The sequence below is a fragment of the Rhizobium hidalgonense genome (assembly GCF_002914525.1).
Taxonomy (GTDB): Bacteria; Pseudomonadota; Alphaproteobacteria; order Rhizobiales; family Rhizobiaceae; genus Rhizobium; species Rhizobium hidalgonense.
Genome location: NZ_LODW01000067.1, coordinates 29,295 through 48,826 on the forward strand (window position 1 = coordinate 29,295; position 19,532 = coordinate 48,826).

Here is a 19,532-nt window from a genome sequence, read left to right on the forward strand (position 1 = left end):
GCAGCACTTACTGTACGATCACCTGCACATAGACGTTGCCGCTCTTGGCGTAATAAAGGCCGCCGCACCGATAATAATAGCCGCCATAATAGGGACCGTAGAGACACCCTGACGGGAGCACGGCAATTGTCGTCGCCGTCCGCGTGACGACCCGTCGCGTCGTCCTGCGGGCAACGCCCGCATAAGAAAGCGGCGTCAACGGCCTGCCGATGACGGCGCCCGCCGGCGTGGCAAACCCGATCGACAGCGGCATTGAACCTTGGCCCTCGACGCGAAAGTCGGTGAATGTCAGAACACCGGCCAGGCCGAGAGCGAACAGCAGTTTGTTGGAGGTCATTTTGGTTCTCCCGCATCGGCAGCCGCCGGAAGCTCATCGAGCGATTGCAGCTCGCTGAGATCGACTGTCTTCGCACTGCCAGGAATCTCGATGTTGTAGGAAACGGCCGCGACATCTGCGCCACTCTTGAAATCGCCGATCTCAAGCGTGTATTGCGGCGCCTGGACGACATGTTTGCTGGTGATGACGTATCGGCGCGGTATGGGTTGCGCGCCGGCTTGTATCCAGATCTGCCAGTCGATCTCGGGCGTCCGGAAAGCCAGATAGTCGCATTCGACGCCATCCACGAAAGCACTGGAAATGTGTTTGGCCTCGGTCACATCGGACATCAGCGTGTCATAGACGTTGGAGGACAGCAGATCGGCGCCGGGAGCCTCAACGCCGGCGGTCATCAGCCTGTCGATCAGCTCGTCGAGCGAACCCTTGCCATCGACCTTGGCATAGGCGTCGAGGTTCTTGCCGTGCACCGTCAGCGACGACCCGTCGAAACTCACATCGAGGTCGGCAAAGCCGCCGGTCCTGGTGACGCGCAGCTTGTCCGGCCGCGTCAGGTTGGCCGTCCCCGAGCTGACGAATTGGAGTTTCTCGAAGGCGGGCGTCACCGCTTCGAGCGATGATTGGTAGGTGAAGGATATCGTCTTCTGCGCCGACAGAAAATCGGACATCGTCTTTAGAAGCGCTTTCGCATCATCCGCCCATGCGCTGGTCGGCGGCGCGAGGCTGGCGGCAAGCGAAGCATAGAGGAGGATCCGCTTCAATCGCGGGAAAGAGAAAGTCGATGACATGGCAATGCCTTTCGTTGGTGTCGTCATTGATTTCATCGAATTGCAGATGGCGGCTGCCGGACCCGCCGCAGCCGGACATGAAAATTAAGGGATGCAATGCATGCAGGCGGGCAAACGCCGCTTGCATGCCTTTGAGTGATCGCGGGTACCGAATTCTCGCTGGGGCGCGACGACCTCTTTCTGAGAGAAGTTTCGAACGGGCGCTACAATCCCGAGGTCAGCACCCGATGGCAGGCTGGTGATACGCGCTGCAGATTGTCGCGCAGACAGGCAATGCCCCGGCCTCCCCCTAATGGCACCATCCGGCACAAGGCCCGGAAGTCCGCTCCGCAGGTTTCCCGCAGGATCATCACTTCCTCACGTGGGGAGAAGGCCGGCATCATCGCCTGAGGGGCCGGCGTGATCGCACCGGTGGCCGCCGCACCGCCGGTCGCAGCTCCGCTGGGTGCCCCCAATGCCGCAACGGCTTGCTGACATGGCGCCGATAAAGCAGCATTATGCTGTTGCAGACAGCTGAGCGCCGCCGCACCTCCCGGCGAGACACCCGAACATTGCGCCATGAAATCCCGCTGGCAGGCCGATTTGACCGCATTGCGCTGCGCCTGGGTCGGCTGCTGCGCCGGTGTGCCGGTCGCAGGCGCCGGAGTAGAGGCCGCGGTATTTGCAGGTGCAGCCGGCGTTGGCTGCGCGGATGTCGATTTCGGTTTGACGTTCACCGCCGAAACCGCTTTCTGGCAGCCTGCCGAAAGCGTAGCGCTGTGCTGCTGCAGACAGGTGAGCGCCTCGATACCTCCCGGTGTCACCCCGGAGCATTTCGCGATAAAATCGGAGCGGCACTCTGCCCTGATGGCATCGCGCTGCTCTTCGGTCGGCGCTTGCGCAGATGCAACCCCAGCGAAGAAGAGCACCGCACAGAACGCGGGCAAGCCGGAGATTACCAGTAGAAGACGACGCCTCCGATATCGAGACGTCAGTAGAGAAGATTTTCGCATGACTCCCCCCTATAAATCTCTGATCTACTTCATGAAATCGAACTGCCCTCTGAATAAGATAATAGGCGCCGCCGTGTAGACGGACGTTGCTTACCGCTATGGAAATATAAAAAGCACGCTGATCTACGTATATTAGAATATTATCTCTTTAGCAACTATCCAGTCGTCGCTCGCAGATCGGTCGCAACATCGTTCTGTCGCCCAGAAACGCCAAAAGCCCCTTCCGGGGCTTTTTGGGATAGGGAAAGGAATGTTGGTTTCGCGTTCAGGATTTGGGAGTTTTCTGTCCCGCTGGGTCGGCTTTGCCTCCGGTACGGCCCTATCGAAAGCGCGCGCTTTCGCAAGCGACCTTCGCCACATCCGGACCGACCCGAACCTACTCGGTCGATGACAATAATCTTGTGAAAAATCGAATATTAGGGCACAATTTATGAACGCAATGGAAGTTGCGGCGCAGTCTCAAATCCGGCCGTCTCGCGCCGGGCGACAGTTCGCGTCGGAAGGTCGGCGTCGATGGATCAGGGGTTCTTTCTTCTGTTCGCTACGGTATCCGTGATCACGGCCCTGACGGTGGTCCTGGCGCGCAATCCGGTTCACAGCGCATTGGCGCTGATGGCGTGCTTCCTGCAGGTCTCGGCAATCTTCGTCTTGCTCGAGGCACCATTGCTCGCCGTCATTCAGATCTTCGTCTATGTCGGCGCGATCATGGTGCTGTTCCTGTTCGTGATCATGATGATCGATGTGCGCGAAGCGGTGTTGCAGCGGTTCTTGCCGGGCGGCAACCTCCCGGCTCTGGTACTGCTCGTCCTGCTCGGGGTCGAGATGCTCGTGCTGGTGCTCTGGAGCAACCGCTTTTCGCTCATGGAGCCCGTCGCCATGGGCGGCGGCGATAACGTCAGGCAGCTTGGAACAGCCCTTTTCGCCGACTATCTCCTGCCGTTTGAAGCCGCCTCCGTAATCCTGCTGGCCGCCCTGATCGGCGCCATCATGCTGGCGCGGAAGGAGCAGGGATGATGGTTCCGCTCTGGTGGTATATTGTACTCGGCGTGGTCCTGTTCGTGATCGGAGCGGCGGGCGTGCTGCTCAGGCGCAATATTCTCGTTGTACTGATGTCGCTGGAACTGCTGCTCAACTCGGTCAACGTCAATTTCATCGCTTTCGGGCGCTACCACGCCGATTTCCGCGGGCAGATCTTCGCGATCTTCGTCATCGCAATCACCGCGGCGGAGGTTGCCGTCGCCCTCGGTATCCTGGTCGCCCTCGTGAGGAACAAATCCACCCTCAAGGTCGACGACGTGACGGTGATGAAAGGATAGCGGCTTTGGACCCGGTTGTATCGATCCGGCCGTTGCTTGCCATCGCTGTCGCCGGTCTGGCCGCCCTTGCCGTTCTCCTTTTGAATAACCGCGAGAGATTTCGCGATCTGGTCTCACCATTGGCCGCGATCGCCATGTTCGCGATTGTCGTGTCGATGGCGCCCACGGTGCTGGCGGGCGGCACGGTCGAATTGCGCCTGTTCGAGATTCTGCCGGGGATTGACTTTGCTTTCCGGGTCGATGCGCTCGGCATGGTGTTTGCCACCGTCTCGTCGCTGCTGTGGATCGTGGCGGCGATCTATTCCATCGGCTACATGCGGCATTTGAACGAGCATGCGCAGACCCGGTTCTTCGCCTGCTTCGCCAGCAGTATTGCGGCCGCCGCCGGAGGCGCCTTCGCCGCCAATCTGTTTACGCTGGTGATCTTCTACGAAGTGCTCAGCCTCGTTACCTATCCGCTCGTCTACCACCACGAAGACGAGGAGGGATGGAGGGGCAGCCGCAAGTACCTCGTCTATCTGATGGGCGCCTCGAAAAGCGCGTTGCTCGCAGCACTGGCGCTGACCTACGATATTGCGGGATCGCTCGACTTTGTCGCGGGGGGGCTGTTGGCGGGCCGCGATGCCTCGGCGGCGCTGCTGACGGTCGTCTATTTCTGTTATCTTTTCGGCTTCGCCAAGGCCGCTGTGATGCCGATGCACGCCTGGCTGCCCGCCGCGATGGTGGCGCCGACACCGGTCAGCGCGCTTTTGCATGCAGTGGCAGTGGTCAAGATGGGCGTGTTCTGCGTGCTGCGGGTGGTGTTCCATGTCTTCGGCACGGGGCTGGTGGGCGGGCTGGGCCTCGGCATCGCCACGGCCTATCTGGCTTCGTTCACGATCCTGATGGCGTCGGTTTACGCCCTGACGCGGGACGACCTGAAGGCCAGGCTCGCCTATTCGACGGTCAGCCAGCTCTCCTACATCGTGCTGGGCGCGGTTCTGTTATCGCCCGTCGCGATGGTCGGCGGGATCATCCACATCGCGGCACACGCATTCTCCAAGATCACGCTCTTTTTCTGCGCCGGGTCGATCTATTGCGCGTCCGGCAAACGGAACATCAGCGACATGGCCGGTATCGGCCGCAGGCTGCCCTGGACGATGGGGGCATTTTTCGTCGCTTCGCTCAGCATGATTGGCGTGCCGCCAACCGCGGGCTTCGTCAGCAAGTGGTTTCTGGCTAAGGGCGCCGTGGCGGCGGGAGAGACAGCGTTCCTGGTCGTCATCCTGGTGAGCTCGATCCTGAACGCCGCCTATTTCCTGCCGATCAGCTATACCGCCTTCTTCCAGGCTGAGAGGCAGGAGAGCCGGACGACGGTCCGTGAAATTCCGCTGGTGACGATTCCGCTGGTCGCAACGGCAATCCTGTCGGTGCTGATGGGCATTTTCCCGGGCTATTTTCTTACCCTGGCAGACGGAGTGATCCGATGATCAAGCATGTCGTCGACTTCTTTGGTGACGAACAATATGCGAGGCCGCGCCGCCGACTGTTCTACCTCGTGCTCGTCCTGATCGTCGTCGCCGACGTTCTGGTCTTCCGCGAACACGCCGAATATCTGTGGGACAGCCTGCCGGGCTGGTCCGCCGTCTACGGCTTCGTCTCCTGCGTCCTGCTTATCTTCGTTTCCAAGTTTCTCGGCCATCGGGTCGGGCTAATGCGGCGCGAGGACTATTATGACTGACTTCATCCATCCGGCTCTGCTCTTTATTCTTGGCGCCCTGCCGATCCCGTTCCTCAGCGGATCGGTCCGCAAGGCCTATCTGCTTCTGATCCCTGCACTGGCGATCCTTGCCGTGCTTGCGATGGAGCCGGGCAGCTATGGCGAAGCGCGGTTCATCGGGCAGGAGATCCTGATCGCAAAGGTGGACAAGCTCAGCATCGTCTTCGCCACCGTTTTCACCATCATGGCGCTGATCGGCATGGTCTACGCGCTGCACCTGACGGATGCCGGCCAGCATGTGGCGGCATTCGTCTATGTCGGCAGCGCGCTTGGCGTCGTATTTGCCGGTGACTACCTGACCCTCTACCTGTTCTGGGAGGGCATGGCATTTGCTTCCGCCTATCTGGTCTTCGCGCAGCGTGATGGGCCGGCGATCCGGGCCGGGTTCCGCTATCTCATGGTCCATATCACCGGCGGCGTCGTCCTGCTCGGCGGCATCATTTCCCACGGGCTTGCCACCGGTTCACTGCTTTTCGGCCCGATCGCGGGGGCCATCACCAATGGGGGACTGGGGGTCGGCGACTACCTGATCCTCGCCGGCTTCATCCTCAACGCGGCCGTGCCGCCGCTCAATGCCTGGCTGACCGATGCCTATCCGGAGGCGACCGTCACAGGGGCGGTGTTCATGAGCGCGTTTACCACCAAGACCGCCGTCTATGTGCTGGCGCGGGCGTTTCCGGGGGCCGAGCTCCTGGTCTGGCTCGGCACTATCATGGCGCTCTACGGCGTCATCTACGCGGTGCTGGAGAACGATTGCCGACGGCTTCTCGCCTATCACATCGTCAGCCAGGTGGGCTATATGATCGCCGGCATCGGCATCGGGACCGAGATGGCGGTGAACGGCGCCGCCAGCCACGCCTTCGCGCATATCCTCTACAAGGCGCTGCTGTTCATGGGTGCCGGGGCCGTCATCTACGTCACCGGCCGACGCAAGCTCACCGAGCTCGGCGGCCTTTACAAGACCATGCCGCTGACCGTGGCGCTTTACATGGTCGGTGCCTTGGCGATCTCGGCCTTCCCGTTCTTTTCGGGTTTCGTCACCAAATCGATGGTGATAGCGGCCGCAGGAGCGGATCACCGCGCGCTGGTGGTGCTGGCGCTGACGATGGCATCGTCCGGGACGTTCCTGCACACTGGCCTCAAGCTTCCCTATTACATGTTCTTCGGGACAGACCGGAAACTGGAGGCACGGGAGCCGCCGCGCAACATGCTGATTGCCATGGGCATGGCGGCGGTGCTCTGCATTGCGATCGGGGTGTTCCCTCAGCCGCTTTATGCGCTTCTGCCCTATCCGGTGGATTTCGAACCCTATACGGGCCTGCATGTCACGGAGAGCCTCGGGCTGCTGATGTTCACTGCCCTGGGATTCGTGCTGTTCCTCTGGGCGCTCGATCCCGAGAACACGATCAGCCTCGACACCGACTGGTTTTATCGCAAGGGCGCGCGGGCCTTCATGTGGCTCGCCGAAAGGCCGCTGGCGCGCTATGAGCAGGCGGTGAGCAATGTCTCCGAGACCGCAGCGCTGCCCTTGCTGCACGGCGCGGCGCGGGCAGGACTCCGGCTCGATCTTGCCGGCGTCGATGCCGTTGTGAACGGCATTGCCCACGCGATCCTGCACAGCGGCGGGCGACTCAGGCGGCTCCAGACGGGTGTCGTGACCCATTACGTGCTGGCGATGGTCGGCGGTCTGATCGCAGCCGTCGCCGTCTTCGTCGTGGCGTGGCGGTAGGGGGTGCCATGGGCTTCCCGCTCCTCAGCTTCATCATATTCACCCCCGTCGCCGGGGCCGCGGTTCTGATGTTCCTGCGCGGTGACGATGCGGCGCGGTGGACTGCGCTCTCTTTCACCGTCCTCGACCTGGCTCTCTGCATCGCCATGCTGGTCGGCTTCGACACCACGACCCATGCCATGCAGTTGACCGAGATGCGCCCGTGGGTGCCCGCGCTCGGGATCAATTATGCGCTCGGCATCGACGGAATCAGCGCGCTCTTCGTGTTCCTGACCGCACTGTTGGGGTCGATCTGCGTGCTCGCCTCCTGGGTCGCGATCGACCGCAAGGTGAAGGAATTCATGATCTGCCTGCTCTCCATGCAGGCGCTGATGCTCGGGGTCTTCTGCGCGCTGGATCTGTTCCTCTTCTACGTCTTTTGGGAGGCGATGCTGATCCCGATGTACCTCATCATCGGCGTCTGGGGCGGCGAGGGTCGGGTCTATGCGGCGATCAAGTTTTTCCTCTACACGCTGGCGGGCAGCCTCCTGTTCCTGATCGGTGTCATCGTGCTCTATTTCTACGGTGGCAGGACCTTCGATATCCTCGCTTTGACAGAGCAGGACTTGCCGTTCCGGATCCAGTCCTGGCTGTTCTTTGCCTTCCTGATCGCTTTTGCGGTCAAGGTGCCGATGGTGCCGGTCCATACCTGGCTGCCGGACGCCCATGTGCAGGCGCCGACGGCGGGCAGCATTGTCCTCGCCGGCGTGCTCCTGAAGATGGGCGCCTACGGATTCCTGCGGTTCTCGCTGCCGATGCTGCCGGGGGCATCGATGTATTTTTCGACGCTGATGCTGGCGCTTTCGGTGCTTGCGATCGTCTATGGCGGGTTGCTCGCGCTGGCGCAGGACGATCTGAAGAAACTGGTGGCCTATTCCAGCATCAGCCACATGGGCTTCGTGACACTGGGGATTTTTGCGCTGAACCTCCGCGGGCTCGAGGGCGGTATCCTGCAGATGTTCAATCACGGCGTGACCACAGGCGCCCTATTCCTGTTCGTCGGGCTGATTTACGAGCGGACCCATACCCGCAGCATCGCCGACTATGGAGGTTTGATGAAGGTGGCGCCGGTCTACACCACGTTTCTGGCACTGTTTACCCTGTCGTCGATGGCGCTGCCGGGAACGAATTCGTTCGTCGGCGAGTTGCTGGTGCTGTCAGGCGGGTTTGCGGCCAACCTGGTCGCCGGCTCGGCCGCCGTTTTGGGCGCATTGCTGGGGGCTGCCTATCTGCTTGGCATGTATGGGAAAGTCGCGCTCGGCCCAGCCAGCGTCGGCGCCCGGTTGAAGATTCGCGACGTGAACACCCGTGAGATGGCTGCTATCCTGCCGCTGGCCGTCTTCGTGTTCTGGGTTGGGCTCTATCCAAAACCCTTTCTCAACATCATCGATGCCTCGGTGAAGCATCTGCTGACGCACGTGCAAAGTAGGGGGAGCGGCCCATGACCGCCGCCACGCTTTTCCAGTCGGCCCTGGCGAGCCTGCCCGAGATCGTGGTGATCACCGGCGCCTGCATACTGCTGATCCTGGGACAGTTTGTGCGAAAGCGACAGGAGCATGTCCTTGTCTGGGCGTCGGTCGCGGTCGTGTTGATTGCCGCCTTGGCGACACTCATGCTGGCGAGCGAAGTGCGGCCGGCCTACACGGGCATGTTCATCGCCGATCGCTTCGCGGTCTTCTTCAAGGTCGTTTTCTACTTAGCCACCGTTCTGACATTCCTCCTTTCGCGAAAATATGCCGATATCGAAGGGATCGGGAGCAGCGAATACTATGTCCTGCTGCTCTTCGCGCTTTCGGGCATGATGATCATGGCCTCGGCGACCGATCTCCTGTCGATCTATGTGGGCATCGAGCTGATGGTGATTTGCACCTATGTGTTGACCGGCTTCCTGACGCGTGAGCAGCGGTCGAACGAAGCAGCACTGAAATACGTAATCCTTGGCGCGGTCTCGACCGGGATTTTCCTTTACGGCGTATCGCTGGTCTACGGGCTCACCGGCACAACGCAAATGGACGGGATGGCTGCGGCCGTGACCGGCGATCCGCTCGATCCCGGATTGCTGCTTGCGGTGGTCTTCATCGTCGCGGGGTTGGTCTTCAAGGTCGGCGCGGTTCCCTTCCATATGTGGCTGCCAGACGTCTATGAAGGCGCGCCGACGACGATCACCGCCTTCATGTCGATAGGCCCCAAGGCGGCGGGGTTCGCGGTGATCCTGCGGGTGTTCCTCAACCCTCTGGTCGCAGCCTCGGACGTCTGGATCATCCTCGCCGTCATTGCGGTGGTGACGATGGCGCTCGGCAGCTTCGTGGCGCTGGTCCAGGATAATTTCAAGCGCCTCCTGGCCTATTCCAGCATCGCCCACGCTGGCTTCGCCATTTTCGGCGTGGTCGCTGGCGGTGCCGATGGGATCGCCAGCGTGATGCTCTATCTGCTGATCTACGCTTTCATGAATCTCGGCATTTTCGGCACCGTCATCATGATGCGGAACGGCGATTTCTCGGGCGAGGTCATCGAAGACTATGCGGGTTTCGCCAAATCACATCCGGGGCTGGCGCTTCTGATGCTACTCTATCTCTTCTCGCTGGCCGGTATTCCGCCGACGGCCGGGTTCTTCGCCAAGTTTTACGTGCTAGTTGCCCTCGTCGAGCGTGGTTTCGTCATGCTGGCGGTCATCGCAGTGCTGCTTAGCGCAGTCGCCGCCTATTTCTACATTCGCATCGTCATGGTGATATACATGCGCGAGCCGAAGAGGGCGTTCGCCCCGGCGCTGACGCCCTTAGTGCGCGCCACGCTGGCCGTCACCGCCGCCGGCACCATCGGGATCGGCCTATTTCCGTCGTGGTTTCTGAAGCTTGCCCAAGATTCGGTCTTTGGCGGGTGAGCGATTGGATTTGCAATGATCACACCGACGGAATAGACTTGAAGACGGAGGAAGGATTGCCCAAGTCGCCCCGTGGCGTGACCGATTCACCGGTTCGCGATGAGGTCAGTGGGCAACCGGTGCAGTGATATGACTGCAATGGAATTCTTGCCCGTTCTTTTCATGGTCGCCGGAGTCGTTCTGGTGGTGGGGGTGACGTTGTTCGTTTCCTCGCTGCTGCGCCCATCCAATCCCTATCCCGCCAAGAACATGCCCTATGAATGCGGCATGGATGCAGCGGGCGAGGCGGCGGCAGGCCGCTTCAGGGTGCCGTTCTTTATCCTCGCGATCCTGCTGGTCGTTTTCGATGTCGAAGCGATGTTCCTCTTTCCCTGGGCCGTCGTCCTGAAAGAGATCGGGCTGGTCGGCTACATCGAGATGTTCATATTCATATTGCTGCTTCTCGTGGGCTTCGCCTACGCCTGGTTGAAAGGAGCGCTGGAATGGGAGGCGTAAACAACGCGATCCGTGACAGCGTGCTGTTCACTACGGCCGACAGCATCATCAGTTGGAGCCGGAGATCGGCGCTGTGGCCGGAGACTTTTGGCATTGCCTGCTGCGCCATCGAGATGATCTCGGCCGGTTGCGCCCGCTATGATCTCGACCGGTTCGGCGTGGTCTTCCGCCCTTCGCCGAGACAATCCGACGTCATGATCATCGCCGGCACCGTGACCCGGAAATTCGCGCCCGTCGTGCGGCGGCTCTATGACCAGATGCCGGAGCCGCGCTGGGTGATCGCCATGGGCACCTGCGCTATTTCGGGCGGGGTTTACAACACCTATGCCGTAGTGCAGGGATCGGAAACTTTCGTGCCCGTCGATGTACATGTGCCTGGCTGTCCGCCCCGACCCGAGGCACTGATGCACGGCTTCCTTCTGCTTCAAGAAAAGATTAAGAGGTCCCGGGCGCTGGCCGGCACACCTCTGGATCGGGTTATAGCGTCATGAGTGCGGAACCGTCCCTCAATCGCGCTCCGATCATGGAGCGCTTCGCAGAAACAATCGAGGACCTCGGCACTGCGCACGGTATCGACGCCTTTGCCGTCCCGCCCGAGAGGATCGTCGAATTCTGCCGGTTCCTGAAAGAGCATCCGGCGCTGCAGTTCAATTTCCTCTCAGACATTTGCGGGGTCGATCATTATCCCGAAACGCCGCGGTTCGAGGCGGTCTACCATCTCTATTCGCTGCCCAACAGGTGGCGGGTCCGCATCAAGTGCCGGCTTGGCGATCCTCCCGAAGTGCCTTCGGTCACGCGAGTCTGGCGCACCGCCAACTGGCATGAGCGTGAGGCCTGGGACATGTACGGCATCCGGTTCGAGGGACATCCCGATCTGCGCCGGATCTACATGTGGGAAGGCTTCGAGGGCTTCCCACAGCGCAAGGATTTCCCGCTCAGGGGCTATAAGGACAAGTTGAACCCTTTCGGTGCCGAAGGTCCGCCGCCAACGCAGCCCGACCTTGCCACCAGGGACATTCCGTAAGGGAGGCCGACCACGCCGGACCGTTGAGATGACCGAAGTCACCGAGCTCAGCAGGCCTGAGGGTGAAGCGCTCAATACCAGGGAAGTGCTTCTTAACCTCGGTCCGCAGCACCCCAGCACACATGGGGTTCTTCGGCTCGTCCTCGAACTGGACGGCGAGTTCGTCGAGCGCGTCGATCCGCATATCGGCTACCTCCATCGCGGCACCGAAAAACTGGCGGAGAGCTTCACCTACACCCAGATTTTTCCGCTCACCGACCGGCTCGACTATCTCTGTCCGCCCTCGAACAACCTCGCCTTCGCGCTGGCGGTGGAGAAACTCCTCGGCATAGAAGCACCGATCCGGGCGCAATATATCCGCGTGATGATGGCCGAGCTGGCACGGATCTCCGGTCACCTCCTGATCACGGGCGCGCTCCCGATGGATCTCGGCGCCATGACCGCGCTGCTTTACGTCATGCGCGAGCGCGAAATGATCATGGACCTTCTGGAAATGATCACCGGGGCGCGTATGCACACGTCCTTCTGTCGGGTCGGCGGGGTGCGCGAGGACCTGCCTGACGGGTTCTTCCCCAAGATCCGGGAGTTTTGCGACATCTTTCCGAACCGGATCCGCGACTATGAGCGACTGCTCGAAGATAACCGGGTGTTTCTCAATCGCACGAAGGGGATCGGCGTGATCTCCGCCGAGGATGCTGTTGATCTCGGCCTGAGCGGCCCGAACCTGCGTGCTTCCGGTGTCGACTGGGACATTCGGCGCGATGAGCCCTACGAGATCTACGACCGGCTCGCGTTCAAGGTCATCACCCGCAACGAGGGCGATTGCTATGCACGCTGGCGATGCCGCGTCGACGAGATGCGCGAAAGCATAGGGATCATCGAACAATGCATCGACCAGATGCCCGAGGGGCCGTTCCAGATCGACAATCCGACAATCGCCTTCCCGCTCAACAAGGATCGGGTGCACTGCTCGATGGAGACGCTGATCCAGCATTTCGACCTGTCGGCCTACGGCTTCAAGGTGCCGAAGGGCGAGGTCTATTCGGCGATCGAGGCGCCAAAGGGCGAGCTTGGCTTCTACATCATCAGCGACGGGTCGCCAAAACCGTTCCGCATGAAGGTGCGGGCACCCTCGTTCGTCAATCTTCAGGCCCTCTTCGGGGTCACCAACGCCCGCTATCTGGCGGACATGATCGCCGTGCTCGGCAGCCTCGACCCTGTGATGGCGGAGGTGGACAAGTAGCAAGGATTTGAATGCGATGACCATGCGCGAAAAGATCGAAGAGGCGGCGGCGCGGTATCCCGACCAGCGCTCTGCGATCATGCCCGCGCTCCTGATCGCGCAGAGGGAGCATGGCCATCTGCCTGGTCAGGTGCTGCAAGAAGTCGCCGACATTCTCGGAGTCGAACGGATCTGGGTCTACGAGCTGGCGACCTTTTATACGCTCTACCATACCGAGCCGGTGGGCATGTTCCACCTGCAACTCTGTGACAATGTTTCCTGCATGCTGTGCGGAGCCGAGGACCTGCTGAAGCATCTGGAAACGGCGCTGGCGATCAGGAGGGGCGACACCACGCCGGACGGGCTGTTCACGCTTTCCTCCGTCGAGTGCCTCGGTGCCTGCGAGATGGCGCCGGTGATGCAGGTCGGCGACGATTACCATGGCGCCCTTGATGTCGCGCGGATAGATGCACTTTTGGACAACCTACGGGCTATGACGGAACGGGGCGCGAGCATCGAGCCCTCTGCGCGACCACGGGGAGAGTAGCGATGTTCGAGCCGGTTCTCCTCAAGAATCTCGCCGTGCCGGACAGTTACCTGCTCTCGACCTACGAGGCTGGCGGCGGCTACCAGGCACTGGCGAAGGCGCTGCGCGAATACACGCCTGACGAGGTTATCGACCTCGTCAAACAGTCTAACCTGCGCGGTCGCGGCGGTGCCGGATTCCCGACGGGCATGAAATGGAGTTTCGTGCCGAAGCAGGTCGACAAGCCGAAATATCTTTGCTGCAACGCCGATGAGGGCGAGCCAGGCACCTTCAAGGACCGGATCATCATGGAGCGCGATCCGCATCAACTGATCGAGGGGCTGGCGGTAAGCGCCTATGCGATTGGGGCCAAAACCGCCTATGTCTACATCCGCGGAGAATATGTGACGGCGATCCGTCGCCTGGAGCAGGCGATCGCCGAGGCACACGAAAAGGGTTATCTGGGAACGGGCATTCTGGGCTCGAATTTCGATTTCGCCATCCACATCCACTGCGGCGCCGGCGCCTATATCTGCGGCGAGGAGACTGCGATGCTCGAGTCGCTCGAGGGCAAGCGGGCGCAGCCGCGATTGAAGCCGCCGTTTCCGGCCGTGGCCGGGCTCTACGCCAGCCCGACTGTGATCAACAATGTCGAGACGCTGGCCTGTGTGCCGCATATCGTGGCGCGGGGCGCGGACTGGTTCCGGGGCATCGGCCCGGACAAGAGCCCCGGCCCGAAGCTTTACTGCCTCAGCGGGCAGGTGCGCAAACCCGGCCTCTACGAGTTGCCGATGGGCATACCACTGCGCGAGCTGGTCGAGGGACATGCCGGCGGGGCCTTGCCGGGACATAAGATCAAGGCGGTGATCCCGGGCGGCGTCTCGGCGCCGGTCATCCCTGAGCACGGGCTGGAGGTGAGGATGGATTTTGACTCGCTGGCTGCCGCCGGCTCGATGCTCGGTTCGGCTGGCGTTATCGTAATCGACGATAGCACCTGCATGGTCAAGGTCGCCACCAGGATCATCGAGTTCTTCCACCATGAGTCCTGCGGCAAGTGCACGCCCTGTCGGGAAGGATTGAACTGGGTCGTGAAGGTCCTGCGCCGGGTTGAAGGCGGGGATGGCGCACCCGGCGATCTGGAGCAGCTGGATATGCTCTGCAAGGGCATTTTCGGCAATACGTTTTGTGCCTTGGGTGACGGGGCAGCGATGGGACTGCGGGCAGCACTCGCGCATTTCCGAGATGAATTCGTCGCGCATATCGAGGAGCGGAGGTGCCCGTTTCACTGAAGCGACGTGCTGGATCCGGGTTGTGAGGAGACCATGCTTAAAGTCACGATCGATGGACAAACGCTGGAAGTTGAGGCTGGCTCGACGGTGTTGCAGTCCGCCCTGCGTTTGGGCATCGACATCCCGACCTTCTGCTATATGAAGCGCCTGCCGGCGCTGGCCTCCTGCCGCATGTGTCTGGTGGAGATCGAGGGCCTGCGCCGGCTGCAGCCGTCCTGCGCTACTGCGGTCACCGATGGCATGGTCGTGCGGACGAATACGCCTCTGATCGAGGAAACGCGCTCTTCCATGCTCGACATGCTGCTCGCCAACCACCCCCTCGACTGCCCGATCTGCGACAAGGGCGGCGAATGCGAGCTTCAGGACATGGTAATGGCCTACGGGCCCCGCGAAAGCCAATTCCGCGATGACAAACGTGTGTTCCACTCCGAGGACATTCGTCTGAGCCCGGTCATCATCATGAACGTCAACCGCTGCATCCAGTGCCAGCGCTGCGTCCGGATGTGTGAGGAGGTCGTCGGCGCGGTGGCGCTGGGCACCGTCGAAAAAGGCATGGATACTGCCGTCACCGGCTTCGAGGGCAGTCTGGCGAGTTGCGACCAGTGCGGCAATTGCGTCGAGGTCTGCCCGGTCGGCGCGCTGATGAGCTTCCCCTATCGCTACAAGGCGCGGCCCTGGGATCTCACCGAGACCGACACGGTCTGCCCGCATTGTGGCACCGGTTGCCAGCTGACGGTGGGCACGCGCAAGGGCGAGTTCATGCGGGTGCGCTCGACGTGGGACGAGGGGGTCAATCACGAAACGCTCTGCGTTCGGGGACGCTTCGGCCTCGATTTCGTCGCCAGCCGGGATCGGATCAAGCGACCGATGATCCGTCGTGATGGCGCCCTGGTTCCGGTTTCCTGGGATGAGGCTGGGGACTATCTGCGCCAGCGGCTATCGGCCGTCGAGGGCAAGGCTGCCGGCGGGCTGGCCTCGCCTCGCCTCCCCAACGAGGTGCTCTATCAGTTCCAGAAGCTGATGCGGACGGCATTCCGCACCAACAACATTGATTGCTCGTCACGCTGGTCCACGCCCTTCGATGCGCTCGGCCCGCTATTGGGAACTTTCTACAGCCGCACACCGCTGGACGAAGTGATCGGCAACAACTGCGTGCTCGTCGTCGGCGGCAACGTCACCGAGGAGAACCCGGTCACCGAATACCTGCTGCGAGACGCCGCGCGGCGGCGGCAGACCGGATTGCTCATACTCTCGGCGCGGCCATCCCGTTTGGATGCTGATGCCAGGGTGGTAGTTCGCGCGCTGCCAGGCGGAGAAGCGGCGAGCCTTGCGGCGGTGGTGGCCAGTCTCGTAGCGGCAGTCGGTCAGGTCTTGCCGAGCGATGTTCTTGCGGGCATCGATGCGACAATCGGCAAGCCGGCAGCGGAAACCGGCAGCGAGGGACCGGATCGTCTGGCCGCGGCACTCAAGGAAGGCCGCAGCATCACCGTGCTTGTCAGCGTCGATCTCCTGAGATCACCCGAGGCGCGCGCGACGCTGCAGCAGATCAATAACCTGCTGCAGGTTGTGCGCCTGCTCGGCAAGGGTCTGGCGATGCAGTTCCTCTTCGACCGCGCCAACCAGATGGGCGCCTGGGACATGGGAGTTCTGCCTGCAGTTCTGCCGGGGTTGCGGGCGGTCGCCGACGATGTGGCGCGCACAACTCTTGCGGGGAACTGGGGCGCCGAAATCCCGTCTGAACCCGGCGCGGATCTCGACGCCATTCTGGAGCTCTGTGTCGGCGGCCGGATGGGTGCTCTCTACATCGTCGGAACCGACCCCCTGATCGCCTATCCCGACAGAGGTTTCGTGACGCGGGCGCTTGGCGCCGCCGATCTCCTCATCGTGCAGGACGCCTTCCTCACGGATACGGCCGGCCTTGCCGAGGTCGTCCTGCCCGCGGCAGGTTACGGCGAGGAAACTGGCACGTTCACCAACAACGAGGGTCGGACCCAGACGGTCCGCAAATTCCGCGAACCCGCCTTCGAGGCACGGAGCAATCTGGCGATCTTCGACTTCGTCGCGGCGCTTCGCACCCAGGTGCTGCGGCCTTCGACGCCAGGCGAAATTTTCGACGAGATTGCCCGGCTGATTCCGGCCTATCAGGGATTGACTCTTGACGCGCTTGGCGCCGACGGCGCGTTCACCAAGGCGGCGCCGACGCCACCGGGGGCTAAGTTCTTTGCGCCGCCGCCGGTTCGGACAGCAGGAGACCGGCTCATGCTGATCACCGGCGACTGCCTGTTCCACAACGGATATCTTTCCGAACGGTCGGACATCCTGAACACGGTCGCCAATGATCCCTATGTCGCGATGAGCGCGCAGGATACCGCACAGCTTGGCCTTTCGGATGGCGATCTGGTCATTGTGCGTTCCGCCCAGGGAGACCTGACGACGCAGCTCAAGGTCGACAGGCGGTTTCCCCAAGGCCTCGTCTTCGTTCCGGAAAACTACAGAGCCTTGCGTCTCAACGGCCTGATGCGGCGGGGCGAATACCCATGCCCGGTGGAGGTCCAGAAGGTGCATGCCGCTCTGGAGGTCGACCGCACGAGCCGGATCTGGCGTGGGGCCTGAAGCTTTGGGGTCGGGCGGCGCCCCCCGGTAAGCTGCCCTGCCCCAGCGTCTTCACGTCGAGTTGGCGACGTCAATGATACCTGTTCCCGCAGATATAATCCTGCAGATCCTGCTCCGTGCGCTGCGCTTCGTCGAGCCTGTGTTTAACCACGTCGCCGATACTGACCACGCCGACAACGTCGCCTCCATCCATGACCAGCACATGACGGGTCCGCCGCTGGGTCATGATCCCCATCGCGACGGGGAGCAAATCCCGTGTCGAACAGGTCGCCACATTGCGGTTCATGACATCCGCGACCCGCATCATCGCCGCCTCGGCCCCGTATTCCGCCACCGCGTTGCAGCAATCCCGCTCCGATAGCGAACCCAGGAATTCGTCGTTCGATTGGCTGACGACAACGAAGCCGATATTGTTGTCGCGAAACAGCCTCAAGACTTCCACCATCGTCTGATCGGGAGCGACCGCTATGACACCGACACCCTTGTTCTTCATGATTTCGCCGACAAGCATCTGAGCCTCCTGTCTGCGCGCTCCGGTTTGACGGATGGCGCGCGTTCACGTTCGCCGGATATTCCGCCACCAGTTGTAGCCCTTCGTGTCTTTCGTCTCGACGAGCACGTCCTTCGTTGTATTCAGGCGCGCGGCAACCACGCCGCCGCCGGTTGCCGCCTTGCCCGGCTTGGCGAGCAGGTCGTCGCGCCCGATCACCAGGTCACGCGAGGAAAAACTCGAAAATTCGTACTGCTGGCCAAGCGCGATTGCATCCGCTGGGCAGGCGTCCTCGCACAGCCCGCAGAAAAGGCAGCGAGCCGTGTCGATCTCGAATTTCGCCGGGTGCCGGTTGCCCTTCTCGTCCTCATAGGGGACGACTTCGATGCAGTCGCAGGGACAGATCCGCGCGCAGAGTTCGCAGGCCACGCACTTAATCTCGCCCTCTTCATCACGCGTCAGGAAGTGATGCCCGCGATAGCGTGAGTAGGGTAGCCATTTTTCCTTGTCCGGATACTGCATGGTTACGGTTCTGGAGAACAGGTAGCCGAAGGTCAGAGCCAACGCACTCGCCAGATCGGCGAAGAATGCCCAGCCAATCCATGTTCCGACTCTGTCCTGCGCGCGCGACATCGCCGCCTCGCTACGGAGCCGCTACGGCTCCTAAAAGTACACCGGTGATCATTATGTTCGCCATCGACAGAGGAAGCAAGACTTTCCATCCGATCGCCATCAGTTGGTCGTAGCGGTAGCGGGGGAAAGTAAAGCGGAACCAGATAAACATATAGACGAAGAATGCGACCTTCAGCACAAACCAGAGGAGCGGTGGCAAGGGGATTAGGACACCGTTCCAGCCGCCGAAAAACAGGATCACTACCAGGACCGACACCAGCAACACGATGGCATATTCGCTGACCATGAAAAACGCAAAGCGGATACCGCTGTATTCGGTATGGAACCCGGCCCCCAGATCACCCTCCGCCTCCGCCAGGTCGAAGGGAATGCGCTGCGCTTCGGCGAGCCCGGCGACGAAGAACACGAAGAATCCGACCGGTTGGTAGACGATGTTCCAGACATCGGCCTGCGCGCGCACGATCTCGAGAAGGCTCATGGATTGCGCCAGCATGACCACGCCGATGACCGCGAACCCCATCGGGATTTCGTAGCTGATCATCTGCGCGCAGGTTCTGAGGCTGCCCAGGACAGCGTATTTGCTGTTGGAGGCCCAGCCACCGAAGATGACGCCATAAACCTCGATCCCGATCACCGAGAAAACGAAAAGGAGCGCCACATTCATGTTGGAGAGGTAGAGCGTAACCTCGTGGCCGATGACCGACACAGTTTCGCCAAAGGGAATCGCGACGAACACCACAAAGGGCGGGGCGAGCGCCAGGATTGGCGCCAGTTTGAACAGGAACCGGTCGGCCTCGGCTGGGATGTGATCCTCTTTGGTCAGGAGCTTAATTCCGTCCGCCACCGGCTGCAACAGCCCGTGCCATCCCACGCGCATCGGCCCCATCCGTTGCTGCATATGCCCGGCGATCTTACGTTCCAGCCAGGTTAGCGGCAACGGTAGCAACAGCAGGATCGCAATCAGGAACGCGACCTTCAAAACGATCAGGCCAAGGGCGACGATAAGTTCCATGATCCCGGCTACTTATTCATCGGTTGAAGCGCGCGACCGGACTTTGGCTCCGGCTATACAATGAGCACTGCGCACACTTGTCAGACCACATGGTACAACGGCGACGCACTTCATACAATGCCGTCGCAGCTATGTCGTCGCTGGTTATCGCCGCGATAATGGGTCTTGCTGATCATTGGTGAGGGAAAGTTGGCTTCTGGTTCGTGATTTGGAGTTTTCTGTCCCGCATCGTCGGCTTTGCCGCCTTGCGGGCCCCTGATGAGGCGTTAACTCCTCGACCCGTTACCAAACAAAAAGCCCGCACGAGGCGGGCTATTTGTTTGGTTGCGGGGGCAGGATTTGAACCTGCGGCCTTCAGGTTATGGTGAGCTTTAGCGAACGACGAGCTAC

The 19,532-nt window shown here is 61.3% G+C and carries 21 protein-coding genes; 14 read left to right on the plus strand and 7 right to left on the minus strand.

Going from position 1 to position 19,532, the window contains the following annotated elements; all coding sequences use genetic code 11:
• Positions 1 to 7: 7 nt before the first annotated feature.
• The 3 genes from ATY29_RS21695 to ATY29_RS21705 all read right to left on the minus strand — a co-directional run bounded on the left by ATY29_RS21695 (position 8) and on the right by ATY29_RS21705 (position 2,114).
• On the minus strand, positions 8 to 337 hold the full coding sequence (locus ATY29_RS21695) for a hypothetical protein (protein WP_003566939.1): 330 nt from the start codon (positions 335 to 337) through the stop codon (positions 8 to 10).
• Complete coding sequence (locus tag ATY29_RS21700) at positions 334 to 1,122, minus strand: DUF2092 domain-containing protein (RefSeq protein ID WP_003566941.1); 789 nt, start codon at positions 1,120 to 1,122, stop codon at positions 334 to 336. Before ATY29_RS21700 ends, ATY29_RS21695 begins: the two co-directional genes overlap by 4 nt.
• A 203-nt stretch (positions 1,123 to 1,325) precedes the next feature.
• Positions 1,326 to 2,114, minus strand: a complete 789-nt coding sequence (locus tag ATY29_RS21705; protein ID WP_003566942.1) for a hypothetical protein — start codon at positions 2,112 to 2,114, stop codon at positions 1,326 to 1,328.
• A gap of 513 nt (positions 2,115 to 2,627) precedes the next feature.
• On the opposite strand from ATY29_RS21705, the gene ATY29_RS21710 reads away from it, so the two are divergent.
• The 14 genes from ATY29_RS21710 (at position 2,628) to nuoG (ending at position 17,007) form a co-directional block, all read left to right on the plus strand.
• The gene (locus tag ATY29_RS21710; protein WP_003566943.1) at positions 2,628 to 3,128 is read left to right on the plus strand and encodes an NADH-quinone oxidoreductase subunit J; all 501 of its coding nucleotides are present in this window, start codon (positions 2,628 to 2,630) and stop codon (positions 3,126 to 3,128) included.
• Positions 3,125 to 3,430, plus strand: a complete 306-nt coding sequence (gene nuoK / locus ATY29_RS21715) for an NADH-quinone oxidoreductase subunit NuoK (RefSeq protein ID WP_003566945.1) — start codon at positions 3,125 to 3,127, stop codon at positions 3,428 to 3,430. Before ATY29_RS21710 ends, nuoK begins: the two co-directional genes overlap by 4 nt.
• A 5-nt stretch (positions 3,431 to 3,435) precedes the next feature.
• Positions 3,436 to 4,899, plus strand: coding sequence for a monovalent cation/H+ antiporter subunit D family protein (locus ATY29_RS21720; protein ID WP_097537299.1), 1,464 nt, complete (start codon positions 3,436 to 3,438; stop codon positions 4,897 to 4,899).
• Positions 4,896 to 5,150, plus strand: a complete 255-nt coding sequence (locus ATY29_RS21725) for a hypothetical protein (RefSeq protein WP_097537300.1) — start codon at positions 4,896 to 4,898, stop codon at positions 5,148 to 5,150. Before ATY29_RS21720 ends, ATY29_RS21725 begins: the two co-directional genes overlap by 4 nt.
• A complete protein-coding gene (locus ATY29_RS21730; RefSeq protein WP_097537301.1) occupies positions 5,143 to 6,918 on the plus strand; it encodes a Na(+)/H(+) antiporter subunit D in 1,776 nt (591 codons plus the stop codon). The genes ATY29_RS21725 and ATY29_RS21730 overlap by 8 nt, the downstream gene beginning before the upstream one ends.
• 8 nt (positions 6,919 to 6,926) lie before the next feature.
• Positions 6,927 to 8,402 carry an NADH-quinone oxidoreductase subunit M gene (locus ATY29_RS21735; RefSeq protein ID WP_097537302.1) on the plus strand — a complete coding sequence of 492 codons (1,476 nt, stop codon included), beginning with the start codon at positions 6,927 to 6,929 and terminating at the stop codon, positions 8,400 to 8,402.
• On the plus strand, positions 8,399 to 9,838 hold the full coding sequence (locus ATY29_RS21740; RefSeq protein ID WP_097537303.1) for an NADH-quinone oxidoreductase subunit N: 1,440 nt from the start codon (positions 8,399 to 8,401) through the stop codon (positions 9,836 to 9,838). The genes ATY29_RS21735 and ATY29_RS21740 overlap by 4 nt, the downstream gene beginning before the upstream one ends.
• 129 nt (positions 9,839 to 9,967) lie before the next feature.
• Positions 9,968 to 10,333: an NADH-quinone oxidoreductase subunit A gene (locus ATY29_RS21745; RefSeq protein WP_037094319.1), complete on the plus strand. Its 366-nt coding sequence runs from the start codon at positions 9,968 to 9,970 to the stop codon at positions 10,331 to 10,333.
• On the plus strand, positions 10,321 to 10,824 hold the full coding sequence (locus ATY29_RS21750) for a NuoB/complex I 20 kDa subunit family protein (RefSeq protein WP_003582024.1): 504 nt from the start codon (positions 10,321 to 10,323) through the stop codon (positions 10,822 to 10,824). The genes ATY29_RS21745 and ATY29_RS21750 overlap by 13 nt, the downstream gene beginning before the upstream one ends.
• Positions 10,821 to 11,357 carry an NADH-quinone oxidoreductase subunit C gene (locus tag ATY29_RS21755; protein WP_097537304.1) on the plus strand — a complete coding sequence of 179 codons (537 nt, stop codon included), beginning with the start codon at positions 10,821 to 10,823 and terminating at the stop codon, positions 11,355 to 11,357. Before ATY29_RS21750 ends, ATY29_RS21755 begins: the two co-directional genes overlap by 4 nt.
• A 28-nt stretch (positions 11,358 to 11,385) precedes the next feature.
• Entirely contained in the window at positions 11,386 to 12,600 is a 1,215-nt protein-coding gene (gene nuoD, locus ATY29_RS21760) for an NADH dehydrogenase (quinone) subunit D (RefSeq protein ID WP_025417148.1), read from the plus strand.
• Positions 12,601 to 12,616: 16 nt separating this feature from the next.
• On the plus strand, positions 12,617 to 13,126 hold the full coding sequence (nuoE, locus tag ATY29_RS21765) for an NADH-quinone oxidoreductase subunit NuoE (protein WP_003566963.1): 510 nt from the start codon (positions 12,617 to 12,619) through the stop codon (positions 13,124 to 13,126).
• Between the two features lie 2 nt (positions 13,127 to 13,128).
• Complete coding sequence (gene nuoF / locus ATY29_RS21770) at positions 13,129 to 14,394, plus strand: NADH-quinone oxidoreductase subunit NuoF (RefSeq protein ID WP_003566965.1); 1,266 nt, start codon at positions 13,129 to 13,131, stop codon at positions 14,392 to 14,394.
• Between the two features lie 33 nt (positions 14,395 to 14,427).
• Positions 14,428 to 17,007, plus strand: coding sequence for an NADH-quinone oxidoreductase subunit NuoG (nuoG, locus tag ATY29_RS21775; RefSeq protein ID WP_097537305.1), 2,580 nt, complete (start codon positions 14,428 to 14,430; stop codon positions 17,005 to 17,007).
• Between the two features lie 70 nt (positions 17,008 to 17,077).
• Here nuoG and ATY29_RS21780 read toward each other — a convergent pair whose 3' ends face one another.
• The 4 genes from ATY29_RS21780 to ATY29_RS37325 form a co-directional block, all read right to left on the minus strand.
• Positions 17,078 to 17,518 (minus strand): CBS domain-containing protein, encoded by a 441-nt coding sequence (locus ATY29_RS21780; RefSeq protein ID WP_003566968.1) that lies wholly within the window; start codon positions 17,516 to 17,518, stop codon positions 17,078 to 17,080.
• Positions 17,519 to 17,563: 45 nt separating this feature from the next.
• Positions 17,564 to 18,130, minus strand: coding sequence for an NADH-quinone oxidoreductase subunit I (locus ATY29_RS21785; RefSeq protein WP_003566970.1), 567 nt, complete (start codon positions 18,128 to 18,130; stop codon positions 17,564 to 17,566).
• Between the two features lie 10 nt (positions 18,131 to 18,140).
• On the minus strand, positions 18,141 to 19,142 hold the full coding sequence (gene nuoH, locus ATY29_RS21790) for an NADH-quinone oxidoreductase subunit NuoH (protein ID WP_097537306.1): 1,002 nt from the start codon (positions 19,140 to 19,142) through the stop codon (positions 18,141 to 18,143).
• Positions 19,143 to 19,314: 172 nt separating this feature from the next.
• Positions 19,315 to 19,532, minus strand: a 218-nt coding sequence (locus tag ATY29_RS37325; RefSeq protein WP_207797762.1) for a hypothetical protein, incomplete at its 5' end; no start/stop codon positions are given.

Coding starts and splice junctions, on each gene's coding strand:
- nuoK (WP_003566945.1), top strand. CDS start 3,125: ATGATGGTTCCGCTCTGGTGGTATATTGTACTCGGCGTGGTCCTGTTC.
- nuoF (WP_003566965.1), top strand. CDS start 13,129: ATGTTCGAGCCGGTTCTCCTCAAGAATCTCGCCGTGCCGGACAGTTAC.
- ATY29_RS21785 (WP_003566970.1), bottom strand. CDS start 18,130: ATGTCGCGCGCGCAGGACAGAGTCGGAACATGGATTGGCTGGGCATTC.
- nuoE (WP_003566963.1), top strand. CDS start 12,617: ATGACCATGCGCGAAAAGATCGAAGAGGCGGCGGCGCGGTATCCCGAC.
- ATY29_RS21755 (WP_097537304.1), top strand. CDS start 10,821: ATGAGTGCGGAACCGTCCCTCAATCGCGCTCCGATCATGGAGCGCTTC.
- ATY29_RS21705 (WP_003566942.1), bottom strand. CDS start 2,114: ATGCGAAAATCTTCTCTACTGACGTCTCGATATCGGAGGCGTCGTCTT.
- nuoD (WP_025417148.1), top strand. CDS start 11,386: ATGACCGAAGTCACCGAGCTCAGCAGGCCTGAGGGTGAAGCGCTCAAT.
- ATY29_RS21695 (WP_003566939.1), bottom strand. CDS start 337: ATGACCTCCAACAAACTGCTGTTCGCTCTCGGCCTGGCCGGTGTTCTG.
- ATY29_RS21780 (WP_003566968.1), bottom strand. CDS start 17,518: ATGCTTGTCGGCGAAATCATGAAGAACAAGGGTGTCGGTGTCATAGCG.
- ATY29_RS21700 (WP_003566941.1), bottom strand. CDS start 1,122: ATGTCATCGACTTTCTCTTTCCCGCGATTGAAGCGGATCCTCCTCTAT.
- ATY29_RS21725 (WP_097537300.1), top strand. CDS start 4,896: ATGATCAAGCATGTCGTCGACTTCTTTGGTGACGAACAATATGCGAGG.
- nuoG (WP_097537305.1), top strand. CDS start 14,428: ATGCTTAAAGTCACGATCGATGGACAAACGCTGGAAGTTGAGGCTGGC.
- ATY29_RS21740 (WP_097537303.1), top strand. CDS start 8,399: ATGACCGCCGCCACGCTTTTCCAGTCGGCCCTGGCGAGCCTGCCCGAG.
- ATY29_RS21745 (WP_037094319.1), top strand. CDS start 9,968: ATGACTGCAATGGAATTCTTGCCCGTTCTTTTCATGGTCGCCGGAGTC.
- nuoH (WP_097537306.1), bottom strand. CDS start 19,142: ATGGAACTTATCGTCGCCCTTGGCCTGATCGTTTTGAAGGTCGCGTTC.
- ATY29_RS21750 (WP_003582024.1), top strand. CDS start 10,321: ATGGGAGGCGTAAACAACGCGATCCGTGACAGCGTGCTGTTCACTACG.
- ATY29_RS21730 (WP_097537301.1), top strand. CDS start 5,143: ATGACTGACTTCATCCATCCGGCTCTGCTCTTTATTCTTGGCGCCCTG.
- ATY29_RS21710 (WP_003566943.1), top strand. CDS start 2,628: ATGGATCAGGGGTTCTTTCTTCTGTTCGCTACGGTATCCGTGATCACG.
- ATY29_RS21735 (WP_097537302.1), top strand. CDS start 6,927: ATGGGCTTCCCGCTCCTCAGCTTCATCATATTCACCCCCGTCGCCGGG.